Source organism: Paenibacillus sp. FSL K6-2859 (genome assembly GCF_038008265.1).
Lineage (GTDB): Bacteria > Bacillota > Bacilli > Paenibacillales > Paenibacillaceae > Paenibacillus_AQ > Paenibacillus_AQ nitricinens.
The window spans coordinates 3,220,033-3,238,919 of record NZ_JBBOYU010000001.1; the positions used below are offsets into that span (position 1 = coordinate 3,220,033).

Below are 18,887 nucleotides of genomic sequence, written 5' to 3' on the forward strand. Positions count from 1 at the left end.
TTATAAATCCGTTTATATTGTGAATTTTGGGGATATGTCAAGATTGACATATTATCCATACAATTATAACATTATTTAAGTTAATTGATATATGTAAAAGTAGACATATGAAAAGATATAGGAGGGTTAGCGTGGACGTTAAACAAGAAAGTAAAATTCTCTTTTGGCCTATAATGATTGCCATATTCTTCGGAAATTTCGTCTCTGTTTTAAGTACAACAACTATCAACATTGCTGTTCCTCTTTTAATGAATCATTTCCATTCGAGCCTGAACACTATGCAATGGATGGTCACAGGTTTTATGCTAGCTACGGGTGTAACTGCACCGCTTGCCGGTTATCTTGGAGGCAGATTCAGCTATAAGCGACTTTATTTATTCGCCTTGACGGGATTCACCATATTCTCCTTACTCTGTGCAATAGCCTGGAATCCTACAACTTTGATTGTATTTCGGATGCTTCAAGGCTCTTGCAGCGGGCTGATTATGGCCTGTACGATGACGATTATATTCCAAGTGATTCCAGCTGAACGCAGACCTTTTGCCGTGAGCTTGTGGTCGCTGTCCGCGATGGTTGCCCCAGCTATAGGGCCGACATTTAGCGGATGGTTACTTCAGTATGCAAGCTGGCACTGGTTATTTTTAATTAACATTCCCATTGGGATCATTGCTATTATTCTGACCGTAACGTTAATTCCTTACTATCGAATGAATGTTCCGAAGTCATTTGATATTCCCGGATTCCTTACCGTTGTACTGGGGAGTTTATCATTGCTAACCGCATTTAGCCAAGGTAACAGCTGGGGATGGGGTTCATGGAAGACTATTTTATTAATACTTGTGGGGATAGCTCTTCTAGTTTACTTTGTCTTGCACGAGCTCAAGACGGAAGTACCGTTGCTGAATTTACGTGTCTTCCGAAATCGCCGCTTTACTGCCATGCTAAGTATCTATAGTCTGGTGACGATAGCGATGTATGCTGGAACCTATTTAACACCATTGTTCTTACAGACGGTAGAAGGAGCAACAACACTAAAGACCGGGCTTATCTTATTACCATCTTCGATCCTCCTTGCATTGTTAAGCCCAATTGTGGGTAAGCTGTATCCGAAGTTCGGACCTGTGAAGTTAATTTCTGCTGGTATTTTATTTATTTTCATCGGTTTATTCATGATGAGCCGGCTGCATACGAACGTTTCTTACAGCTTCGTGATGTGGGCGATGGTCGTTCGCAATTTAGGGATTGGATTAGCTAACGTCCCGAGCAGCACAGCGTCTATGGAGGAAATTCCAGTCGAATGGTCAGGTCATGCCACATCGATCAACAACTGGGTTCGGAATGTGTTAAGCTCACTTGGGATTGCGGTGTTCACTTCTATTTTGTCCACAAGATCCATACTGCACTCTAAAGAATTGATCAATTCAGGTGCAGGTAATGCAGATACGATAAGATTATTATCGTTTACCATGGGTGTGAATGATGTATTCGTAGTCGGCTCAATCATCGTGTTGCTTGGATTACCACTTATGTTTTTATTGCGCAAGAAGCGTAGTGTGATTTCTGTTCAGAGTGCGGGATAACCTTCGCTTCACATTAGAAAAGCAGACCAAGGGCTAAACCTTGATCTGCTTTTTTATGTTTTATACCCTTAGTTAGTGCATCATGTCGCCCATTCCACCCATGCTGCCCACAATTTCCGGATTGATCATCCCGAATATCATCGCGATATGCGCTACAACCAAGAATCCACTGATGAATATAAAATGAAGCTTCATTTTCTGTTCATCTGTTCGTTTACGAGCGATCAGACCAAGATCTAACAAAGCTAGCGGTAATAAGAAAAGCACTCCGCTCAAATAGAAGCCTACGGCTACTACGTCAACCCATGTGTGCCACTCACCATTCACTGTCAAAGGGATGAATGCGGTAGGAAACAAGTAGAGGAATACGCCTGTGAAGTACAACCCAGCCAGAATGCTACAGATTTTGTTAAAGGTCCGTAAAGAGCTCTTTAGATTTTTGGTGAACAAGATAATAAACTCTGTGATGGTGATCGTCTCAGCAAAAATCACAGGGATCGCCATGAATAAAATCAAGTTCCAAGGCTGATTATCTGCAAGCAAAGACATATAATGGGTCATATTCATAAAATACTCCTCCGATATATAAAAATAACTTTCGCACTGATCGTATTAAAGAAGTATGTGGAAAGTATGTAGAAACGAATGTATTATAAATACATCCATTAATTACAATCGAGGGGAGCAAGACAGCGTGGGAAGAGGACTACGAAGTATTTTATTTGATTTGGATGGGACATTAACGGACCCTAAAGAAGGGATTACAAAAAGCGTCGAATACGCATTAAACAAATTTGATATTCAAATCGAGCATTTAGATATGCTTCTTCCTTATATAGGCCCACCTCTTTACGATTCTTTTATTGAGCTACATCAGTTCTCAGAGGAACAAGCGCGTCAAGCGGTTATCTTCTACCGTGAGCGTTACAGCGTCGTTGGACTGTATGAGAATAGGGTGATTGATGGTATACCGCAATTGCTGGAAGGTCTTAAGAATAACGGATATTCGTTGTATGTAGCTACCTCTAAGCCTACTGTTTTTGCAGAACAAATTCTTGAGCATTACAAACTAGATCATTATTTTGATCATATTGGTGGTAGTAATCTAGACGGCACCCGTTCTAAAAAGAAAGATGTGATACAGTACGTCCTCGATCAGAATGTCATTCTTCCAGAAGAAGCTGTGATGATTGGAGACCGCGAACATGATATCTTCGGAGCTATTGGTTGTGGAGTAGAATCTATCGGTGTGACGTTTGGCTACGGTCCTAAAGGAGAACTAGAGCATGCTGGAGCAGATCATATCGCTTATCGAGTAGAAGAAATTGCGGCTATCATCCAACATATATCATTAAGAGAGCGGTGTGCGAAATGATCCAACCTCGTAATTCAATTTTGGAGGGCAACACAGTCAAGCTGGTTCCAATGGATGACAGCCATGTAGAAGGGCTAGCGAGAGTATTAAGAAATCCAAACATCTGGGAATTTACCTGGCGAAAAATAACGTCGGACGAGCAGGTGCAGGATTTAATCACAACCGCATTCGCAAATCAAAACAATGAATCGCAAATTCCATTCGTTATCATTGATAAAGCTACTGGACAAATCGTCGGTACCACTCGAATCATGCATCCGGATTTAGTTCATCGTAATGCTGAAATCGGATGTACTTGGATCTCGCCTGAATATTGGAGAACTAGTGTGAACACCGAGGCTAAGTCATTACTGCTTCACTATTGCTTTGAAGACCTAAGGCTCATACGTGTAGAATTTACAGTGGTGAAGACTAACTTGAGGTCGCAAAGAGCAGTAGAACGATTAGGGGCTGTAAGAGAAGGGGTTCTGCGCCAACATAGAATCAGATCTGACGGTTCGATTCATGATAATGTTGTCTTTAGTATTTTGGATAAAGAATGGCCATCGGTCAAAGAGAATCTGCACTATTTATTAAATGAGAAGTACGCGTGATTTGATAAAAGAAGCAAAGAGTCCCTCTCATATTGAGAAGGACTCTTCTTCTATAGATCAGCCACTTGGCTGCTTATGGTTATTGTTTAGGGCTAACAAGAATCTTCACTTGATTTTTTTCTTTTAAAAGCGCCTCGAACCCATGTTCAATTACTTCGTTCAATTTAATTCTTTTAGTCACTAATTTGTCCGCAGGGAAGTAACCTTGTTCCATCAGGCTAATTACTGCTGGGAATACATCACGGTATCCGATAATACCCGTTAAATTACGTTCTTTAAGTACGATGTTGTTAGGTGTAATCGTAGCATCTTTCTCGAAAATACTAACGATCATAATTTGACCACTTAATTTAGTGGAATTGATAGCTTGTGTTAGAACGGGAGGGACACCTGTGACTTCAAAAGCAACATCAACGCCACCATCTGTACGTTTTTGAATTTCCTCAACCACATCATATTGCTTAGGATCGATTACGATACCCCCAAGCTCCCTAGCCTTACTCTTACGTTCCTCAGAAAGCTCTACAACATAGATTTCAGCCGCGCCAGATGCTTTCAAAGCTTCAATTACAAGCAAACCGATTGGACCCGCACCGAATACTACAGCTTTATCTCCAACCTTCAATTGACTGGAACGAACAGCATGCAGAGCCACTGCAGAAGGTTCTACCAGAGCGCCTTGCTCATAGGATAAGCTGTCAGGAATTTTGTGGACCATATGTTGGTCAGCTGCAACGTATTCTGAGAATCCACCGCCACCACCGGCGAGACCTAGGAAGCCCATTTTCTCGCAAAGATTGTATTTGCCTTGTCTGCACGCCACACATTCTCCACATGCATATACAGGTTCGACGACGACTCGATCACCAACATTAAACTTGCTAACCCCTTGGCCTACTTCAACGATTTGTCCGGAAAATTCATGGCCCATCACGATTGGAGCTTTTTCGCCTGTGAGGGGATGAGGAGTGCCTTCAGGAATGAAAATTGGACCGGCAACATATTCGTGAAGATCACTGCCACAAATTCCGCACCATTCCACTTTAATTTTCACTTTTCCTTCAAGCGCAGCGGGTTCATCAATCGTTTCTAAACGTAGATCTTTGACGTTATGCCATCTTAATGCTTGCATATCATTCATCTCCTAGATTCATAAATTGATAATAAATAGTGTGTTTATTCCGGAAAAGAGGAAACGTTTCCGAATCAAATATGTCACACAATTTTCATATTGTCAAATTTAAATACTAAAATATTAATATCGAAAATTAGTGAAAATTTTCACCTAAACTCAGCGATATCAGGCATATATAGACTGTGTGTACTTGCTACAAGTGCTTTTATAAGCACTTGTATGTTATAATAAATATATTGGAAAAACGGCTTGAAGGAGACGGGCAGATTTAATAATAGCAATGATAAAGGAAACGATTCCGAAAATGAGGGGACTATCAACTTGGCTAATAAAAACAAAGTAACCATAGAGGATGTAGCAAAAAAAGCGGGAGTAGGGATTGCTACTGTCTCCAGAGCTATAAATAATGCCGAGGGAATCAGCTCCAAGACGAAGGCGTTAGTTCTTCAAGTGATTGAGGAGATGGGTTTTACCCCAAACACCTCTGCCCAAAGCCTGAAGATTCGCCAAACGAAGCAAATTGCCTTGGCCGTTCCAGATATTCGAAATGCCATCATTCCAGATATCGCCTGGTCCGTGGAGCAAGCCGCTAAACAGGACGGTTATCGTGTCATTCAGATTAATACTTCCGGAAATCCGCGGACAGAGCTCGAAACGATTCGTGAGATCAAGAAATTACATGTTGATGGACTTATTATCATGCCTCTTGCTTATCCAAAGACAATGGTAGAGCTAATCAATAAATCGAGTGTTCCTGTCTCCATCATTAACTACGGGAAGCGAATGTCAGAGAATGTGAAAGCGGATATCGTTAGCCTGTCGCGTTTTGAAGGTCAGCTAATCATGGAGCATCTAAATAGTATTGGTCGAACTAGAATTGCTTATGCAGGTGCTCAGAAAGATCTCATTGAGGATCGATATCTTGCCTATCAGCAGGCTTTAAATCAAGTGGACGTTTCTTTGGTTTATTTTGGAGAGGATTTCTCCCTTCAAACGGGGGTACAAGCCGCAGATTATTTCTACAGCCTGACCCATATGCCAGATGCAATATATGCTGTAAATGATATGGTCGCTATAGGGATTGTAAACCGTTTTAAAGAACTGGGTGTGTGTGTTCCAGAAGATGTAGCTGTGGTTGGGGTAGATAATAACTCTTGGACAACCATCACAACGCCTCAAATTAGTTCCGTTTCTATCATGGGGAATGAAGTGGCTCGATTAGCTACGCAGCTTCTTTTACAACGGATACAGGATAATATTACTGGAGAGTATCAGAGGGTGCAGCTTGATCCGCGTTTAATCGTGCGAGAGTCCAGCGTTTCTGTTAGACGGAATACAACAAGTTGATAATATACTCTAAACCCTGTTAGACTTAATACAAAGTAAGCTGATGGGGTAATAAGAAATGAGGAGAATATTATGGCTAATATATACAAAAGCATAACTGATTTGATTGGCAACACACCGTTATTGGAAATTTCGAAATATAGTAAATCTCAGAATGTCGATGCAAAAATTCTTGCCAAGCTAGAGTCTTTTAATCCTGGAGGTAGCGTTAAGGATCGTATAGGTTATGCGATGATCAAAGATGCTGAAGATAAAGGTTTAATTCATAAAGATTCTGTAATTATTGAGCCAACAAGTGGCAATACCGGCATCGGCCTTGCCATGGCTGCGACCAGTCTTGGCTACTCGCTGATTATCGTTCTTCCGGATACGTTTAGTATTGAACGCCGTAAGGTAATGGCTGCACTTGGTGCTAAGCTTGTATTAACACCTGGAGCTGAAGGGATGAGCGGTGCTTTGAGAAAGGCGGAGGAATTGGCTGCTGAAACCCCACATGCATACATTCCACAACAATTCAGCAATCCAGCTAACCCTGAAATTCATAGAACAACAACTGCAGAGGAAATATGGCGGGATACGGATGGGAATGTTGATATTTTTATTGCGGGTGTTGGTTCTGGCGGCACCGTATCTGGGGTTGGGGAAGCTTTGAAGGCTAAGAATCCTTCGGTGCATATTGTCGCAATCGAGCCATTTGATTCACCAGTCCTATCTGGGGGCAAGCCTAGTGCGCATGGGATTCAGGGAATTGGTGCTAACTTCATTCCGGAGATTTACAATAAAGAGGTTGTTGATGAGATTTTTCAGGTGAAGAATAAAGACGCATTTAATGTAGCGCGTGAAATTGCCAAAACCGAGGGATTGCTTGTAGGGATCTCGTCGGGTGCCGCGGTATATACAGCCACAGAAATTGCTAAACGTCCAGAAAATAAAGGGAAGACGATTGTGGTGATTCTGCCGGATACGGGTGAACGTTACTTAACAACTACTCTGTTTGATATTAACGAATAGATTGAACTAACCTTTGACTTGAAGTTAATACGAAATTGGAGGCTCAGCGGAAAGCTGAGTCTTTTTGTGTATTTAGTGATTGAAGAGTGATCATTTTATCCCCTTATTTTACCAACGGCTATGGTACAATATAGCATAAATCGTAGAAGTTCTAAAAAAGGAGTATGAAACGTGTGAATGTGTTCAAAAAAGTTAGAAATAATTATGTGATTTGGCATGCCAATCGTATTCAGTTACTGGATTTTCCTTCAAGCCCTATCGTTAGAAAGAAAGTGGTTTTCTCGGGTAGAGTTCAAAATGTGGGATTTCGGTTAGAAATATATACGATTGCAGTAAGAATGAGATTAACGGGTAGGGTGAAAAATTTAAACGACGGAAGTGTAGAGGTAGAGGTACAAGGAGAAGAGCAGCAAATCTCTTTTTTAGTTGATTGCATGCAATCATTGAAACGGGCATCAGTAAAAAAAGTGACGATGAGCGATCTGCCTATTCATGAGGGAGAGAAAGATTTCATGATAGTGAAATAAGTACATATCGTTTAGCTGAATTGAGAAGTAAATTATATATGGTACTGAAGTATTTGATCAATTCTATGGAAAGTTATTGAGCCACGCGGCTGTACCCTTAGGGTCCTCTTTGAGTTTTATTTGTTTGTTGATTAGTGTTGGAATGATGCTTGGGTTTTTAATAGAAGGGAAATCCGTGTTCAGTACAATCATTTTAATGTGGCCGTTGATACATATTGGTATTGTAATCTTCTCTTTTTTTGCTGGGCATTTGCTTTGGGAATTACTATTTGTAATAGCGCTTTATTCGTTTATAGATTTACCAATCAACTTAATAGGTGAGGGAATATCATTAGGGTTTCAGTTAAATCGATTAGTTTTTCGTAGAGATCAAAATAAATTATCAGAGTTTTTCATAAGCATATTGATTAACCTGATGATTATTATTTTTATTATTATAGCTATATCTAAATCTGAAAGCGCTAATTTTTTTATGTGAATCAGGAGGCCGGGGCTTAATATAACATATTACTGTGTGGTTTATCGAATAGAACAAAATGGAACTATTGTGTAAACTGAGCGTAACCGATAAATAAAAGAGATTATGATAGAGCAGGAGGTACATATGAACTACAGAATTTTCAGAAAAATGCTTTTTACCATACTTGCCACCCTGATGTTAAGTGTTTTGCTTCTTCCGCTTTTAACTTCAGCCAAGACAGCTGTACCTAAGCATACCGGGTCATTTTATGTGAATGATTTTGCAAATGTGATCGACGAGAAAGCTGAGAATTACATGGTGAACTATGGGATTCGATTACATCAGGATACGGGCGCTCAAGTCGTAGTGGTGACAGTCGATTCTACAAATGGAGTTTCGATGGAAGAGTATGCAACTTCGCTATTCAATAGCTGGGGCGTAGGCTCTGCGGATAAGAATAACGGGCTTTTGCTACTGCTTTCTATAAAAGATGATGACTACTGGGCGGTACAAGGTAAGGGTATTGAGGACACGTTGCCTAACAGTAAGATTAAAGATATTCTCTCTCAATATCTTGAACCGGATTTTGCAGCTAAAACTTATAGTAACGGTGCACGTAAAACTTATGGCGCCTTTATCCAAGCCATGGGTGGGACCTGGGTGGAGAATGTCGGCACCAAAAACTATGTATCCGATAATGCCGGTGTACTCAAAAAAGTAACAAAGGATTATTTGAACGAATCTAGCAACAGATATAAAACTACAACTGGCAGCGGAATTTATGTGGTTACTGTAAAGAATGCAGGAGATAAAACACTTCAGGATTATACCTACATGAAGTTTGCCTCCGTTGCTGCTGGCCCTAAGGATGTTATGCTCGTGCTAGACATAGGTGGAGACAACTATCATGTTCTGCAAGGGAAGGACATCGACAAGGTTCTAACTAATGATGCAATCAGCAATATTTTGGATACTGTACTTGAGCCCCAATTTGTGAAAAAAGATTACGGAACGGGAGCTACGGCAACTTCTAATGCTTTGTACAGCTTCTTATTGGCTAGAGCGGATCAATCCGTTGGAGCGACGGGAAATAGTGGAGGTACTACAGCCGCCAATTCTTCCTCAACAACCACTTCATCAAAGGAGACTAGTGTTAGTGTAGGCAAAGGTCTTCTAATTTACTTATTGATATTTGCTCCGCTCATACTGTTCGGATATGGTGTTTCACGACGCAATAAATATATTGAAATGTACGGTTTGCCATTTAATCCGTATAGCCCAAGAAATATTCGTCGGTATGGGAATTGGTACGGTCAAGCGGATTACGGTTATGGTAGACGTTGGCACAGACGTTATAATAATCACCACCACCATCATAGAAACACACCATCCAATAACTCACAGTCAAGCTTCTGGGGAAACAGTGGTGGAGGCGGATCTACTAGAGGTGGCGGAGCAGGACGTTATTCCTCAAGCAACGAGAACCGTGGTGGAGGAGGTTCCAGCAGTGGCGGAGGCGCAGGAAGACATTCTTCAAGTTCTTCCAGCAGCAGTTACTCTAATGATGATAGAGGCTCATCAGGTGGAGGAGGCTCTTCCGGCGGCGGTGGCTCATCAGGTGGTGGAGGTAGCGCCAGCAGTGGTGGCGGAGCGGGAAGACACTAAACAATCATGCAGTTAAAAAGAAGTGCAAAGGAGCTGTCTCACAAGTAGGAATTCTACTACTGAGACAGCTATTTAAATGGAAAAAAGCTTTGAATCCCACTCAGTTTCTAGTATAAAACCATTTGAATAATGAAGACATGACTAACAAGACCACAAGAACACTTGCCAATGTGAAAAAGATAACCTGATTGAAGAAAGATGAGATAATACTTCCAAATGAAAGCAACCAAATCATAAAATTTATGGTGGAGTTGTAACTTTTTAATTTGATACTTTGATTTCTTTCATCTTCTTCATAGATCACCATTTCTTCAAGCGCATTCTCGTCTTTAAGCAGCTTTCTAAGCTGTATTATGTTCATCACACAGACGCCCTCAATACCAAAGAAAAATCCTGTGATATACGCATCAATAGAAGCAAAATCTGCCGTGGTATTAAGCAATTTAATGATATAGGTACCTATTACAGCAAGTCCACCAATAACAGCGATAACTATTTTGGCACGTAGGCGTTTTTGAATCCGCGCTTTATATTTTTGATTCATCATTTTCCTCCACCTCAGAGAAATCAAATACTCCCTCAATCATTAATCCAAAATACTTAGCTATTTTATAAGCAAGGATTAAAGAAGCTGTGTATTTTTCATTCTCAATTGAAATAATGGTTAAACGAGTGACACGAACCGCTTTTGCTAATTCCTCTTGAGATATTTTTCGCTCTTTTCGTAATTCTCTTATTCTTGTTTTCATGTCACACTCCCGTGTAATAATTAATATCGAAGATTGCTTTCTTGATGAAAACCAAATGCGACAACGTCGTACTTTCTTATTATATCAATAAAAAATTTTATCACAATCAAAAATAAGTATAGTTAACTATACAATTAATGTATAGTCTGCTATACTTATTTTGGGTTTCTTAAGGAGGAATATGCGATGCGGAAAATTGAACTGAAAGATGTGAAAAAGACATTCGGGAGTGTAAATGCTATCAATGGATTGAGCCTTTCCATTCAGACGGGAGATGTTTACGCCTTATTGGGACATAATGGAGCTGGGAAAACAACTACTCTTCGTTTCTTATTAGGACTTTTAGAGCCTGATGAGGGAGAAGTATCTGTATTTGGTTGTAATCCCAATCTAGAGGGTGACACTGTTCGTAAAATGTGTGGTGTTTTATCAGAAGACGTTGGGTTATATGAGCCTTTGAGTGTATATGATAACTTAAGTTATTTTGCTCAAATATATGGTATGAAACGTAGTGATTACGACAAACGAATAGACGAGTTATTGAGTGATTTTGAAATACTAGATAAGAAGCATTTGCCTGTAAAGGGCTTTTCTACAGGGATGAAGAAGAAGGTTGCTTTATCTAGAGCCTTACTTCACAAACCCAAAATCCTTCTATTAGATGAGCCGACGAATGGACTAGATCCAGTAAGCATCGATCATTTAAGAGTAATGCTGCATGATTTAGTACAGAAGTATGGGACCACCATTATTTTGACCACACACAATTTAGAAGAAGTAAAAAAGATCTGTAATAAGATCACAATAATGAGACATGGGAAAAACGTATATACTAACACAATGGCAGCATTGAAAGAGCAAGCCAGTAGTAAAGTCCGTATTATCTGCAACCAAGATTTGTCCGCTGATTTGGAACGCCTTCATAAGGCGTTGTCTAGTCTTGAAATAAATATTGAATATAAGGTGCAGCAAAACACGATTATCGTTGAACTAACAGAAAATATTGCGATTTCGAATTTGATTAAAGTGTTAGCCACATTAGGGATAGATGTGAAGAATATTGAAACTAAGGAATTTGACCTCGAAAAGCTGTATATGCAGGTGGAAAATGGTGAGAAACCAAATGAATGAAATAGAAACCGTCTTTAGGATGCAGATAAAAGAGTATTTCAAGGATAAAGGCACCCTGATCTTTCATTTATGTGCTGTAGTTCTCATAGGGATCGTTGCTCCTTTATTTCGATTGAATGATATTGTCTTGTTGAGCGGATCAATCTTATTTCCGCTTACTCTGTTAAAGCAATGGACAGCCCATAGCTTTGCGGGTGAGAAAGAAATGAAAACGATAGAAACAATATTATCCTCACCAATTAAGAGCAGAAGCCTATTTTATGGAAAATGTATGTATTGCATCGTTAGCAGTGGAGTTTGTTATTTATCCATATTCATTCTAATGCTATTAGTGAAGATTTTCACAAAAGAGTATTTTCAAATAAATTTTTGGGAATGGGTAGGTATGTTGATTCTATTTATTCATATTTTATTAACCGTCACTTTAATCGGAGTAGATAGATCCATTACTTCTGATGATATCCGGACGGCTAATAGTAAGCTAACCTTAGTTTTTTATCCGATTTACATTTATATTGTTATTCTTTTTAATTTATTTACTCAGCATTTGATGGTGGCTACTTATTTACTATCAGCAGTATTTTTAGTCGTTTTGATGGGGGTTAACTCTTATTTTATCTTTATAAAAGTGAAGAAAATAGATCGTTCGTATTTTGCGGAGTCATATAAAAAGGTAGGTGTATCTGATGAAATCACAAATGTCTAGTGTCCTTCATCATGAATGGAAATATTACGTAGCTTTAAAGCGATTTCGGTTTAGCATGCTTTTCATAATCGTTGCACCAGCTATCTTTATGATGTTAGCGTATATTTATTTTGGTAAATTGAACTTTTATTATCCAATCATCATTATGGCTCTAGGTGTGCCTCGAATAACAGTAAATATGATCTCATATTCGATTGGAGGAGAAAAAGTATATAAGACCTTTGAATCTTTATTGTCAACGCCAATACGAACAGAGTCAATGTTCATTGGGAAGAGTATGATTGCAATCCTGATTTCACTAGTAATGCTGGTAATATCGTCATTGTTTACTTGGCTCAGCGCAAACTTCATCCAATATGTTTTCATGCATGAAACCAGCCTCATTTGGTTCTCAACAGCACAAAGTATATTAATCTTTGATAATCTTCTGATTTGCATATTCATGATCTTTATAACAGGAATATTATCCATGGTAATGCAAAATCCACGACAAGGATTACATATTGCTTCAGCACTAAGCTTCTTGACGTTGGGACCTTCTTTACTGGTTACCTTTGGTGTAAAGCATCCATTAGTATGGTCAGCGGGGATTATGATTATTTTGCTGGGAATAAATCTATTCTTCATTTGTTATGTATTGCAGCGAATAAAGAGACCACAAATAATGGCGAAATTATAAAAGAAAACTAACAATCGCGTATGATTAGAATCGTGCGGCGATATTTTTGTGTATGCTCAGAAACTTACGTATAACTAGTAATTCCCTTAACAGAAACTTTTCATGGAAATTATCGTCTATGATAAAGTTAGACATTTATTTTCAAATTCCGAAATAGTCAGGGAGGAAAAAGAAGTGAGCACTTCATCATTACCTCAACGTTCCACCGTACGCAAAAAGAAGCCAACAAAAAAACGTAAGAAACGGAGCTTCTTCCGAACACTATCCAAAGTGTTTTTATTCTGCTTAATTTTGTTGATTGCTGGAGGCGGTTGGTTTTACTTTGCACCTTCGGCTAAAAATCTGCGCTATTCAATTGCTGATACACTGATTACAACACAGCACCGCTACATGGCTAAATATATTATTGGTGAGGACGGATTAAAGAACAGAGTGACTGAATATAGCGCCCAATTTGAAGAGATGGGGGTCGAAAAGGATACACATACCATTACTCCTGAACCTGAAGTAAAAGAGAAACCACTGGTCGAGATAGAAAATGTCTCAGGTACTGGATATTCAGGATATGTCATGATCGTTAATGATCCTACTAAAGTCCGTTTGGGAATTCCGGATAAAGTAGGGTCAGGTGAGAAAGTAACTAGTATGGTGAAGCGCACAGGTGCTATCGCTGGAGTTAACGGTGGTGGATTCGCTGACCCCAACTGGAAAGGTAACGGCTTTAAACCTATCGGTATTGTGATTTCACAAGGTAAGTTATATTACAACGGTCTCGGTGGCAAGAAATCCACGCAAATCGTAGGTCTTGATAAACAAGGGAAGATGGTTGCTGGAAATTATACTTTAGATGAGATTAACAATATGGGTGTTCAGGAGGCGGTTACTTTTAGCCCTCGTCTGATCGTCAATGGAAAAGGATTAATTAAGAACGCGGCAGAAGGCTGGGGTATTGCTCCTCGAACAGCGATGGGTCAGCGTGCTGACGGAGCGATTATATTTGTTGTTATTGATGGAAGACAACCTACTTATAGTATTGGGGCAAATCTATACGATGTGCAACAAATCCTTCTTAAGCATGGGGCTGTGATTGCAGCAAACTTGGATGGAGGTTCTTCTACCGTTCTGGTAAAAGACAACGAGATTATGAACAAGCCATCTTCTCAATATGGGGAACGATATTTACCTACGGCTTTTCTTGTATTTGAGCACCCTGAGCAAGTCGATATGCCGAATATTTGGAAGGGACTTGACCCCTCCAAAATTGATGCTGCTAAGAAGCGTACACGCTAAAGCACTCTTAATACGTAAATAAGATAAGGATTATCTTGGATTGCCATATGAAAATATGCTACGATATCACCTAGCAAGAACAGAATACAGAACTAACAGGTCTGGAACAGGGGGAATAGGAGTGACGTTGCAACAACTCCGCTACGCTATCGAAATTGCAAATAGTGGCTCCATGAATGAGGCGGCAAAGAAGCTCTTTGTTTCTCAACCGAGCCTGTCCAATGCCATTAAAGAGTTAGAAAGTGAACTGGGGATAACGATTTTTGAGCGGACTAACCGTGGAATCAGTATTTCCGTTGAGGGAATGGAATTCTTGGGTTATGCCCGCCAAATTATTGAACAGACGGAGCTTATGGAGAATCGTTATACGGGGAAAAAGCGTAGTCCGATCTATTTTTCCATCTCTACGCAGCACTACGCCTTTGTGGTTGACGCCTTTGTAAATCTCATGAAGCACAATGACGTCTCAGAATACAACTTTAGCTTGAGAGAGACGCAAACCTACGAGATTATCGAAGATGTACGTACCTTGCGCAGTGATTTAGGAATTCTTTATATTAACGAGAGTAACTATAAGCATATGAATAAACTGTTTAGTGATGGCAATCTGAAATTCACACCACTTTTTAATACCGATCCGCATCTTTATGTTCGAACTGGACATCCGCTGGCTCGTAAGGAAGTTATTACTCAGGATGATATTGTGCCGTTCCCTTATATCACTTTTGAACAGGGTGAGAACAATTCACTGCACTTCTCAGAGGAAATGTTAAGCTTTTCACAAATTGAGAAGAATATTAAGGTGAATGACCGGGCGACACTGACCAATTTATTAATGGGTACGGATTGCTATACGGTAGGCACAGGAATTCTGGCATCCGATCTAAATGGTGATGGACTGAAGACGATTCCTTTTGAGAGCAATGAAGTATTTACGGTTGGCTGGATAGCGCATAAAGATCGCAGACCGAGTGTAATGGCATCTAAGTATATCGAGATTTTGAATGACCTGGTTTCTGGAAGTTATTTTGATCTAAATCATTTTTTACTATAGCAGTAGGAGGATCGGTATGATTAGACCCGTAATTGGCACCCAGAGAAATGCTCCACCCTTTCGATACGATATCGTTGGCAGCTTCTTACGAACGGATGAGATTAAAGCGGCCCGCCTCCAATATGACAATGGTGAAATCACGGGCAGTCTGCTTCATGAAATAGAGAATATTGAAATCGCCAAACTACTGGAACTGCAAAAAGAAGTGGGTTTATTGGCGGTCACAGACGGGGAATTTCGCCGTTCCTGGTGGCATCTCGATTTCTTTGTAGGGATTAAAGGAACTGAGAAGATTAACTTAAATCAAGGAAGAGCGGAAGCCGCTCAGCGCGCGGAATCTTTTCGAATCGTGGACCGAATTGCCTTTGAAGATCATCCAATGATCGACCAATTTATCGCTTTGAAACAAATGGCGGGAGACCGAATTCCGAAAATGACGATCCCTTCACCCGCTTTATTTCACTTTGTGGAGGATTTTAACGGGAATGAAGTTTATCCGGATCAAGAAACCCTATTCCAAGATATTATTGCTGTTTACCGAACTGCAATCCAAGCGTTCTATGATGCTGGCTGCCGTTACCTCCAGTTAGACGATACAACTTGGGGAACGCTGTGTAGTGGCAGACATAGGGCCCATTTACGAAGTAGAGGTACAGATCCAGATCAATTGGCTAAGGATTACGTTAGGCTGATTAACGAGAGCATTGCCACTTGTCCAGATGATATGACGATCGCGCTTCACGTATGCCGAGGTAATTTCCGCTCCACATGGTTCGCAGCTGGTGGTTATGAGCCTGTGGCCGAAGAGCTTTTTTCGAATACTAAAGTGGATGCTTTCTTCTTGGAGTATGATAATGAGCGGGCGGGCGATTTTGAACCCTTGCGTTTTATTAAAGATCAATTTGTGGTATTGGGACTAGTAACTACGAAACATGGTGGTCTTGAGAGCAAAGAGCAGCTCAAAGCACGTATTGAAGAAGCGGCACAATATGTAGATATTGAGAAGCTTTGCTTAAGTCCTCAATGTGGGTTTGCTTCCACCGAGGAAGGAAATATCCTAACCGAAGAAGAACAGTGGGATAAAATACGTCTCGTAATTGAAACAGCCCAAGAGGTTTGGTTATAAATAAAATAAGTTTTTAGAAGGCTCCTGTTTGATTTAGGGGCCTTTTTTATGCGTGTATTGTGTCAGCTTAGAGGATTAACCTACCAGCGCACTTTACTAGAGCTATTAATCAAGGGTATAATAAGTAACAATTGTTTTTAATTCATGTTGAAAGAGAGCGGGAACAATATGGGTCGTAAGTGGAATAATATTAAGGAAAAGAAAGCCTCCAAAGACGCCAACACAAGTCGCGTCTATGCAAAGTTTGGTGTTGAGATTTATGTAGCAGCCAAGAAAGGTGAACCCGATCCAGAAGCAAACCGGGCCTTAAAGGTTGTTTTAGAACGTGCAAAAACTTACAATGTACCAAAAGCCATTATTGACCGCGCGATGGATAAAGCCAAAGGCAGCGGTGATGAGAACTATGAGGAGCTTCGTTACGAAGGATTTGGACCTAACGGTTCGATGATCATCGTCGATGCACTTACGAATAACGTTAACCGTACAGCGCCTTTGATCCGTTCTACATTCAGTAAGAATGGCGGGAATATGGGTGTCAGCGGATCTGTAGCCTACATGTTTGATTCAACGGCTGTTATCGGTGTAGAAGGTAAAACTGCCGATGAAGTGATTGAGATGATGTTCGATGCAGAACTTGATGTACGTGATGTTCTAGAAGAAGATGAAGCGGTTATCGTGTATGCTGAACCTGATCAGTTCCATGCTGTACAAGAAGTATTCAGAAATGCAGGAATCACTGAGTTTACTGTTGCTGAGCTTAACATGCTACCACAGAACTATGTAACACTTCCTGAAGATGCACAAGCTCAATTCGAGAAATTGATTGATGCCTTAGAAGATTTAGAAGATGTTCAACAGGTGTATCATAACGTAGATTCTGAGGACTAAGAATAACATATAACAAGGCGATGGAGTTCGCCACAACCGTCTCTTCAGACTAATGACTCCTACCAGAGTGTGCTTCACTGGTAGGAGTCTGTTTTGTTGTAGAGACTCATTTATACTGACTTTAGGAGTTGCTGTTATGAATCAATGGTCTGCACCATGGCATGAATTCGTGAAGAAAAGGAGTCATTTTGCACTTTGGAGTACATTTATCAAATGGATTGTACTCGGAAGTGTGGTTGGACTCTTATCAGGAACTGCCTCGGCTTTCTTTCTGAAAAGCTTAGACTATGTAACAGATGTACGTTTAGAGCATCCGTGGCTACTTTATTTGCTGCCTCTTGGGGGAGTATTTGTTAGTTTCTTATATATGCGTTACGGAAAAAACAGCGCTAAAGGAAATAACCTTATTATAGAACAAATTCAGGATGGGACAGAGACCATTCCTTTACGCATGGCACCCTTAGTATTGTTAGGAACACTGGTCACTCACTTGTTTGGTGGATCTGCCGGACGTGAGGGAACAGCTGTACAAATGGGAGGAAGCCTCGCGGAGTGGTTTGGAAAATTAATCAAAATCAGCCCGTTGGATCGTAAAATACTGTTAATGTGCGGGATTAGCGGAGGCTTTGGTTCTATTTTCGGAACACCGCTGGCTGGAACCTTATTTGGTCTAGAGGTAGTAACCATTGGACTTATTAGCCAACAGGCATTACTTCCATGTTTTGTGGCTAGCTTTGTTGGTGATCTGGTCACCACTCGATTGTGGGGCGTTCATCATACTCACTATGTAGTGAATGAATTTCCAGCCTTAAATTTATTGATTATTCTAAAAGTGGTATTGGCCTCTGTGATTTTTGGTCTCGTGAGTATGCTTTTCAGTGAACTGACTCATTTTCTAAAAAGAACCTTTACCGCCATGATAAGCAATCCAATGATAAAGGGTGCACTGGGTGGTTTGATTATCATTGCCTTAGTTTTCCTTATAGGGTCCCGTGATTACTTAGGCCTTGGAATTCCATTAATCAAGGATTCTTTTGAGGGAGATGTCTCGCCGTTTGCTTTTTTATGGAAGCTGCTCTTTACCGCTTTTACCTTAGGAACAGGATTTCAGGGTGGTGAGGTTACTCCGCTATTTGCGATTGGAGCCACTTTAGGCAATGCTTTGGCTGGAATTTTACATGTATATGGACCGTTTCTGGCTGCTCTCGGATTCATTGCTGTCTTCTGTGGAGCTACCAGTACGCCTATCGCTTGCTTTTTAATGGGTATTGAGCTATTTGGTTCAGAGGGTGCTGTATACATGTTCATCGCTTGTGTGGTGAGTTATTTATTCTCCGGACATAGTAGTATTTATACTTCACAGCTTATTGGTGTATCGAAGAGCCAGTTCATTTCAGTTCCTCAAGGGACTAGAATAAGTAATGTTAAAAAAAGAAAATAAATTTGTTGGATTTTTGAAAATATAAGCACCTGACAGAGGATGGTTAGTTCGTAATACGAGCTGACCTCCTCCTTTTTTTGTTTCAAAAAACAAACCCTCCAATATAACACCAGCCTTTACTTCATTTGAT

General features: G+C 40.2%; 19 protein-coding genes and 1 riboswitch. Of the genes, 15 read left to right on the forward strand and 4 right to left on the reverse strand.

Annotation, left to right across the window (positions count from 1 at the left end):
- The first annotated feature begins 131 nt into the window (after window positions 1-131).
- Complete coding sequence (locus MHB64_RS14360; RefSeq protein ID WP_341134669.1) at window positions 132-1,580, forward strand: MDR family MFS transporter; 1,449 nt, start codon at window positions 132-134, stop codon at window positions 1,578-1,580.
- Between the two features lie 72 nt (window positions 1,581-1,652).
- Here MHB64_RS14360 and MHB64_RS14365 read toward each other — a convergent pair whose 3' ends face one another.
- Window positions 1,653-2,147 carry a DUF6803 family protein gene (locus tag MHB64_RS14365; protein WP_341134670.1) on the reverse strand — a complete coding sequence of 165 codons (495 nt, stop codon included), beginning with the start codon at window positions 2,145-2,147 and terminating at the stop codon, window positions 1,653-1,655.
- 127 nt (window positions 2,148-2,274) lie between these two features.
- Between MHB64_RS14365 and MHB64_RS14370 the strand changes: the two genes are divergently transcribed.
- Both MHB64_RS14370 and MHB64_RS14375 read left to right on the forward strand, forming a co-directional pair.
- The gene (locus MHB64_RS14370) at window positions 2,275-2,955 is read left to right on the forward strand and encodes an HAD family hydrolase (protein WP_341134671.1); all 681 of its coding nucleotides are present in this window, start codon (window positions 2,275-2,277) and stop codon (window positions 2,953-2,955) included.
- Window positions 2,952-3,548, forward strand: a complete 597-nt coding sequence (locus MHB64_RS14375) for a GNAT family N-acetyltransferase (protein WP_094869871.1) — start codon at window positions 2,952-2,954, stop codon at window positions 3,546-3,548. Before MHB64_RS14370 ends, MHB64_RS14375 begins: the two co-directional genes overlap by 4 nt.
- A 79-nt stretch (window positions 3,549-3,627) precedes the next feature.
- Here MHB64_RS14375 and MHB64_RS14380 read toward each other — a convergent pair whose 3' ends face one another.
- Window positions 3,628-4,680 carry a 2,3-butanediol dehydrogenase gene (locus tag MHB64_RS14380; protein ID WP_341134672.1) on the reverse strand — a complete coding sequence of 351 codons (1,053 nt, stop codon included), beginning with the start codon at window positions 4,678-4,680 and terminating at the stop codon, window positions 3,628-3,630.
- Window positions 4,681-5,004: 324 nt separating this feature from the next.
- Here MHB64_RS14380 and MHB64_RS14385 point away from each other — a divergent pair, with 324 nt between their 5' ends.
- The 4 genes from MHB64_RS14385 to MHB64_RS14400 all read left to right on the forward strand — a co-directional run bounded on the left by MHB64_RS14385 (window position 5,005) and on the right by MHB64_RS14400 (window position 9,693).
- Window positions 5,005-6,030, forward strand: a complete 1,026-nt coding sequence (locus tag MHB64_RS14385; protein WP_341134673.1) for a LacI family DNA-binding transcriptional regulator — start codon at window positions 5,005-5,007, stop codon at window positions 6,028-6,030.
- A gap of 72 nt (window positions 6,031-6,102) precedes the next feature.
- Window positions 6,103-7,041: a cysteine synthase A gene (gene cysK, locus MHB64_RS14390; RefSeq protein ID WP_341134674.1), complete on the forward strand. Its 939-nt coding sequence runs from the start codon at window positions 6,103-6,105 to the stop codon at window positions 7,039-7,041.
- Window positions 7,042-7,205: 164 nt separating this feature from the next.
- Entirely contained in the window at window positions 7,206-7,568 is a 363-nt protein-coding gene (locus MHB64_RS14395; RefSeq protein ID WP_256989792.1) for an acylphosphatase, read from the forward strand.
- A gap of 604 nt (window positions 7,569-8,172) precedes the next feature.
- Entirely contained in the window at window positions 8,173-9,693 is a 1,521-nt protein-coding gene (locus MHB64_RS14400; RefSeq protein ID WP_341134675.1) for a TPM domain-containing protein, read from the forward strand.
- A 100-nt stretch (window positions 9,694-9,793) separates the two neighbouring features.
- Here the strand turns inward: MHB64_RS14400 and MHB64_RS14405 are convergent, their stop codons facing one another.
- A complete protein-coding gene (locus MHB64_RS14405; RefSeq protein ID WP_143812125.1) occupies window positions 9,794-10,240 on the reverse strand; it encodes a hypothetical protein in 447 nt (148 codons plus the stop codon).
- Window positions 10,221-10,442 (reverse strand): helix-turn-helix transcriptional regulator, encoded by a 222-nt coding sequence (locus MHB64_RS14410; RefSeq protein ID WP_341134676.1) that lies wholly within the window; start codon window positions 10,440-10,442, stop codon window positions 10,221-10,223. The genes MHB64_RS14405 and MHB64_RS14410 overlap by 20 nt, the downstream gene beginning before the upstream one ends.
- Window positions 10,443-10,628: 186 nt before the next feature.
- On the opposite strand from MHB64_RS14410, the gene MHB64_RS14415 reads away from it, so the two are divergent.
- The 8 genes from MHB64_RS14415 to MHB64_RS14450 all read left to right on the forward strand — a co-directional run bounded on the left by MHB64_RS14415 (window position 10,629) and on the right by MHB64_RS14450 (window position 18,757).
- A complete protein-coding gene (locus MHB64_RS14415; RefSeq protein WP_341134677.1) occupies window positions 10,629-11,573 on the forward strand; it encodes an ABC transporter ATP-binding protein in 945 nt (314 codons plus the stop codon).
- On the forward strand, window positions 11,566-12,279 hold the full coding sequence (locus MHB64_RS14420) for a hypothetical protein (protein WP_341134678.1): 714 nt from the start codon (window positions 11,566-11,568) through the stop codon (window positions 12,277-12,279). The genes MHB64_RS14415 and MHB64_RS14420 overlap by 8 nt, the downstream gene beginning before the upstream one ends.
- Window positions 12,260-12,958, forward strand: coding sequence for a hypothetical protein (locus MHB64_RS14425; protein ID WP_341134679.1), 699 nt, complete (start codon window positions 12,260-12,262; stop codon window positions 12,956-12,958). Before MHB64_RS14420 ends, MHB64_RS14425 begins: the two co-directional genes overlap by 20 nt.
- Window positions 12,959-13,132: 174 nt before the next feature.
- Complete coding sequence (locus MHB64_RS14430) at window positions 13,133-14,248, forward strand: phosphodiester glycosidase family protein (protein ID WP_256989793.1); 1,116 nt, start codon at window positions 13,133-13,135, stop codon at window positions 14,246-14,248.
- Between the two features lie 121 nt (window positions 14,249-14,369).
- The gene (locus tag MHB64_RS14435) at window positions 14,370-15,302 is read left to right on the forward strand and encodes a LysR family transcriptional regulator (RefSeq protein ID WP_076204126.1); all 933 of its coding nucleotides are present in this window, start codon (window positions 14,370-14,372) and stop codon (window positions 15,300-15,302) included.
- Between the two features lie 16 nt (window positions 15,303-15,318).
- The gene (locus tag MHB64_RS14440) at window positions 15,319-16,428 is read left to right on the forward strand and encodes a 5-methyltetrahydropteroyltriglutamate--homocysteine S-methyltransferase (protein ID WP_341134680.1); all 1,110 of its coding nucleotides are present in this window, start codon (window positions 15,319-15,321) and stop codon (window positions 16,426-16,428) included.
- Window positions 16,429-16,596: 168 nt separating this feature from the next.
- Window positions 16,597-17,316 carry a YebC/PmpR family DNA-binding transcriptional regulator gene (locus MHB64_RS14445; RefSeq protein ID WP_042187963.1) on the forward strand — a complete coding sequence of 240 codons (720 nt, stop codon included), beginning with the start codon at window positions 16,597-16,599 and terminating at the stop codon, window positions 17,314-17,316.
- Window positions 17,317-17,323: 7 nt separating this feature from the next.
- Window positions 17,324-17,385, forward strand: a riboswitch (Fluoride riboswitch).
- Window positions 17,386-17,452: 67 nt separating this feature from the next.
- A complete protein-coding gene (locus tag MHB64_RS14450; protein WP_341134681.1) occupies window positions 17,453-18,757 on the forward strand; it encodes a voltage-gated chloride channel family protein in 1,305 nt (434 codons plus the stop codon).
- Window positions 18,758-18,887 lie beyond the last annotated feature (130 nt).

What these genes read in the sequence shown, in the direction of transcription:
- MHB64_RS14365 (WP_341134670.1), bottom strand. Translation starts at nt 2,147, where the DNA reads ATGAATATGACCCATTATATGTCTTTGCTTGCAGATAATCAGCCTTGG.
- MHB64_RS14375 (WP_094869871.1), top strand. Translation starts at nt 2,952, where the DNA reads ATGATCCAACCTCGTAATTCAATTTTGGAGGGCAACACAGTCAAGCTG.
- MHB64_RS14380 (WP_341134672.1), bottom strand. Translation starts at nt 4,680, where the DNA reads ATGCAAGCATTAAGATGGCATAACGTCAAAGATCTACGTTTAGAAACG.
- cysK (WP_341134674.1), top strand. Translation starts at nt 6,103, where the DNA reads ATGGCTAATATATACAAAAGCATAACTGATTTGATTGGCAACACACCG.
- MHB64_RS14395 (WP_256989792.1), top strand. Translation starts at nt 7,206, where the DNA reads ATGAAACGTGTGAATGTGTTCAAAAAAGTTAGAAATAATTATGTGATT.
- MHB64_RS14400 (WP_341134675.1), top strand. Translation starts at nt 8,173, where the DNA reads ATGAACTACAGAATTTTCAGAAAAATGCTTTTTACCATACTTGCCACC.
- MHB64_RS14405 (WP_143812125.1), bottom strand. Translation starts at nt 10,240, where the DNA reads ATGATGAATCAAAAATATAAAGCGCGGATTCAAAAACGCCTACGTGCC.
- MHB64_RS14410 (WP_341134676.1), bottom strand. Translation starts at nt 10,442, where the DNA reads ATGAAAACAAGAATAAGAGAATTACGAAAAGAGCGAAAAATATCTCAA.
- MHB64_RS14415 (WP_341134677.1), top strand. Translation starts at nt 10,629, where the DNA reads ATGCGGAAAATTGAACTGAAAGATGTGAAAAAGACATTCGGGAGTGTA.
- MHB64_RS14420 (WP_341134678.1), top strand. Translation starts at nt 11,566, where the DNA reads ATGAATGAAATAGAAACCGTCTTTAGGATGCAGATAAAAGAGTATTTC.
- MHB64_RS14425 (WP_341134679.1), top strand. Translation starts at nt 12,260, where the DNA reads ATGAAATCACAAATGTCTAGTGTCCTTCATCATGAATGGAAATATTAC.
- MHB64_RS14440 (WP_341134680.1), top strand. Translation starts at nt 15,319, where the DNA reads ATGATTAGACCCGTAATTGGCACCCAGAGAAATGCTCCACCCTTTCGA.
- MHB64_RS14445 (WP_042187963.1), top strand. Translation starts at nt 16,597, where the DNA reads ATGGGTCGTAAGTGGAATAATATTAAGGAAAAGAAAGCCTCCAAAGAC.
- MHB64_RS14450 (WP_341134681.1), top strand. Translation starts at nt 17,453, where the DNA reads ATGAATCAATGGTCTGCACCATGGCATGAATTCGTGAAGAAAAGGAGT.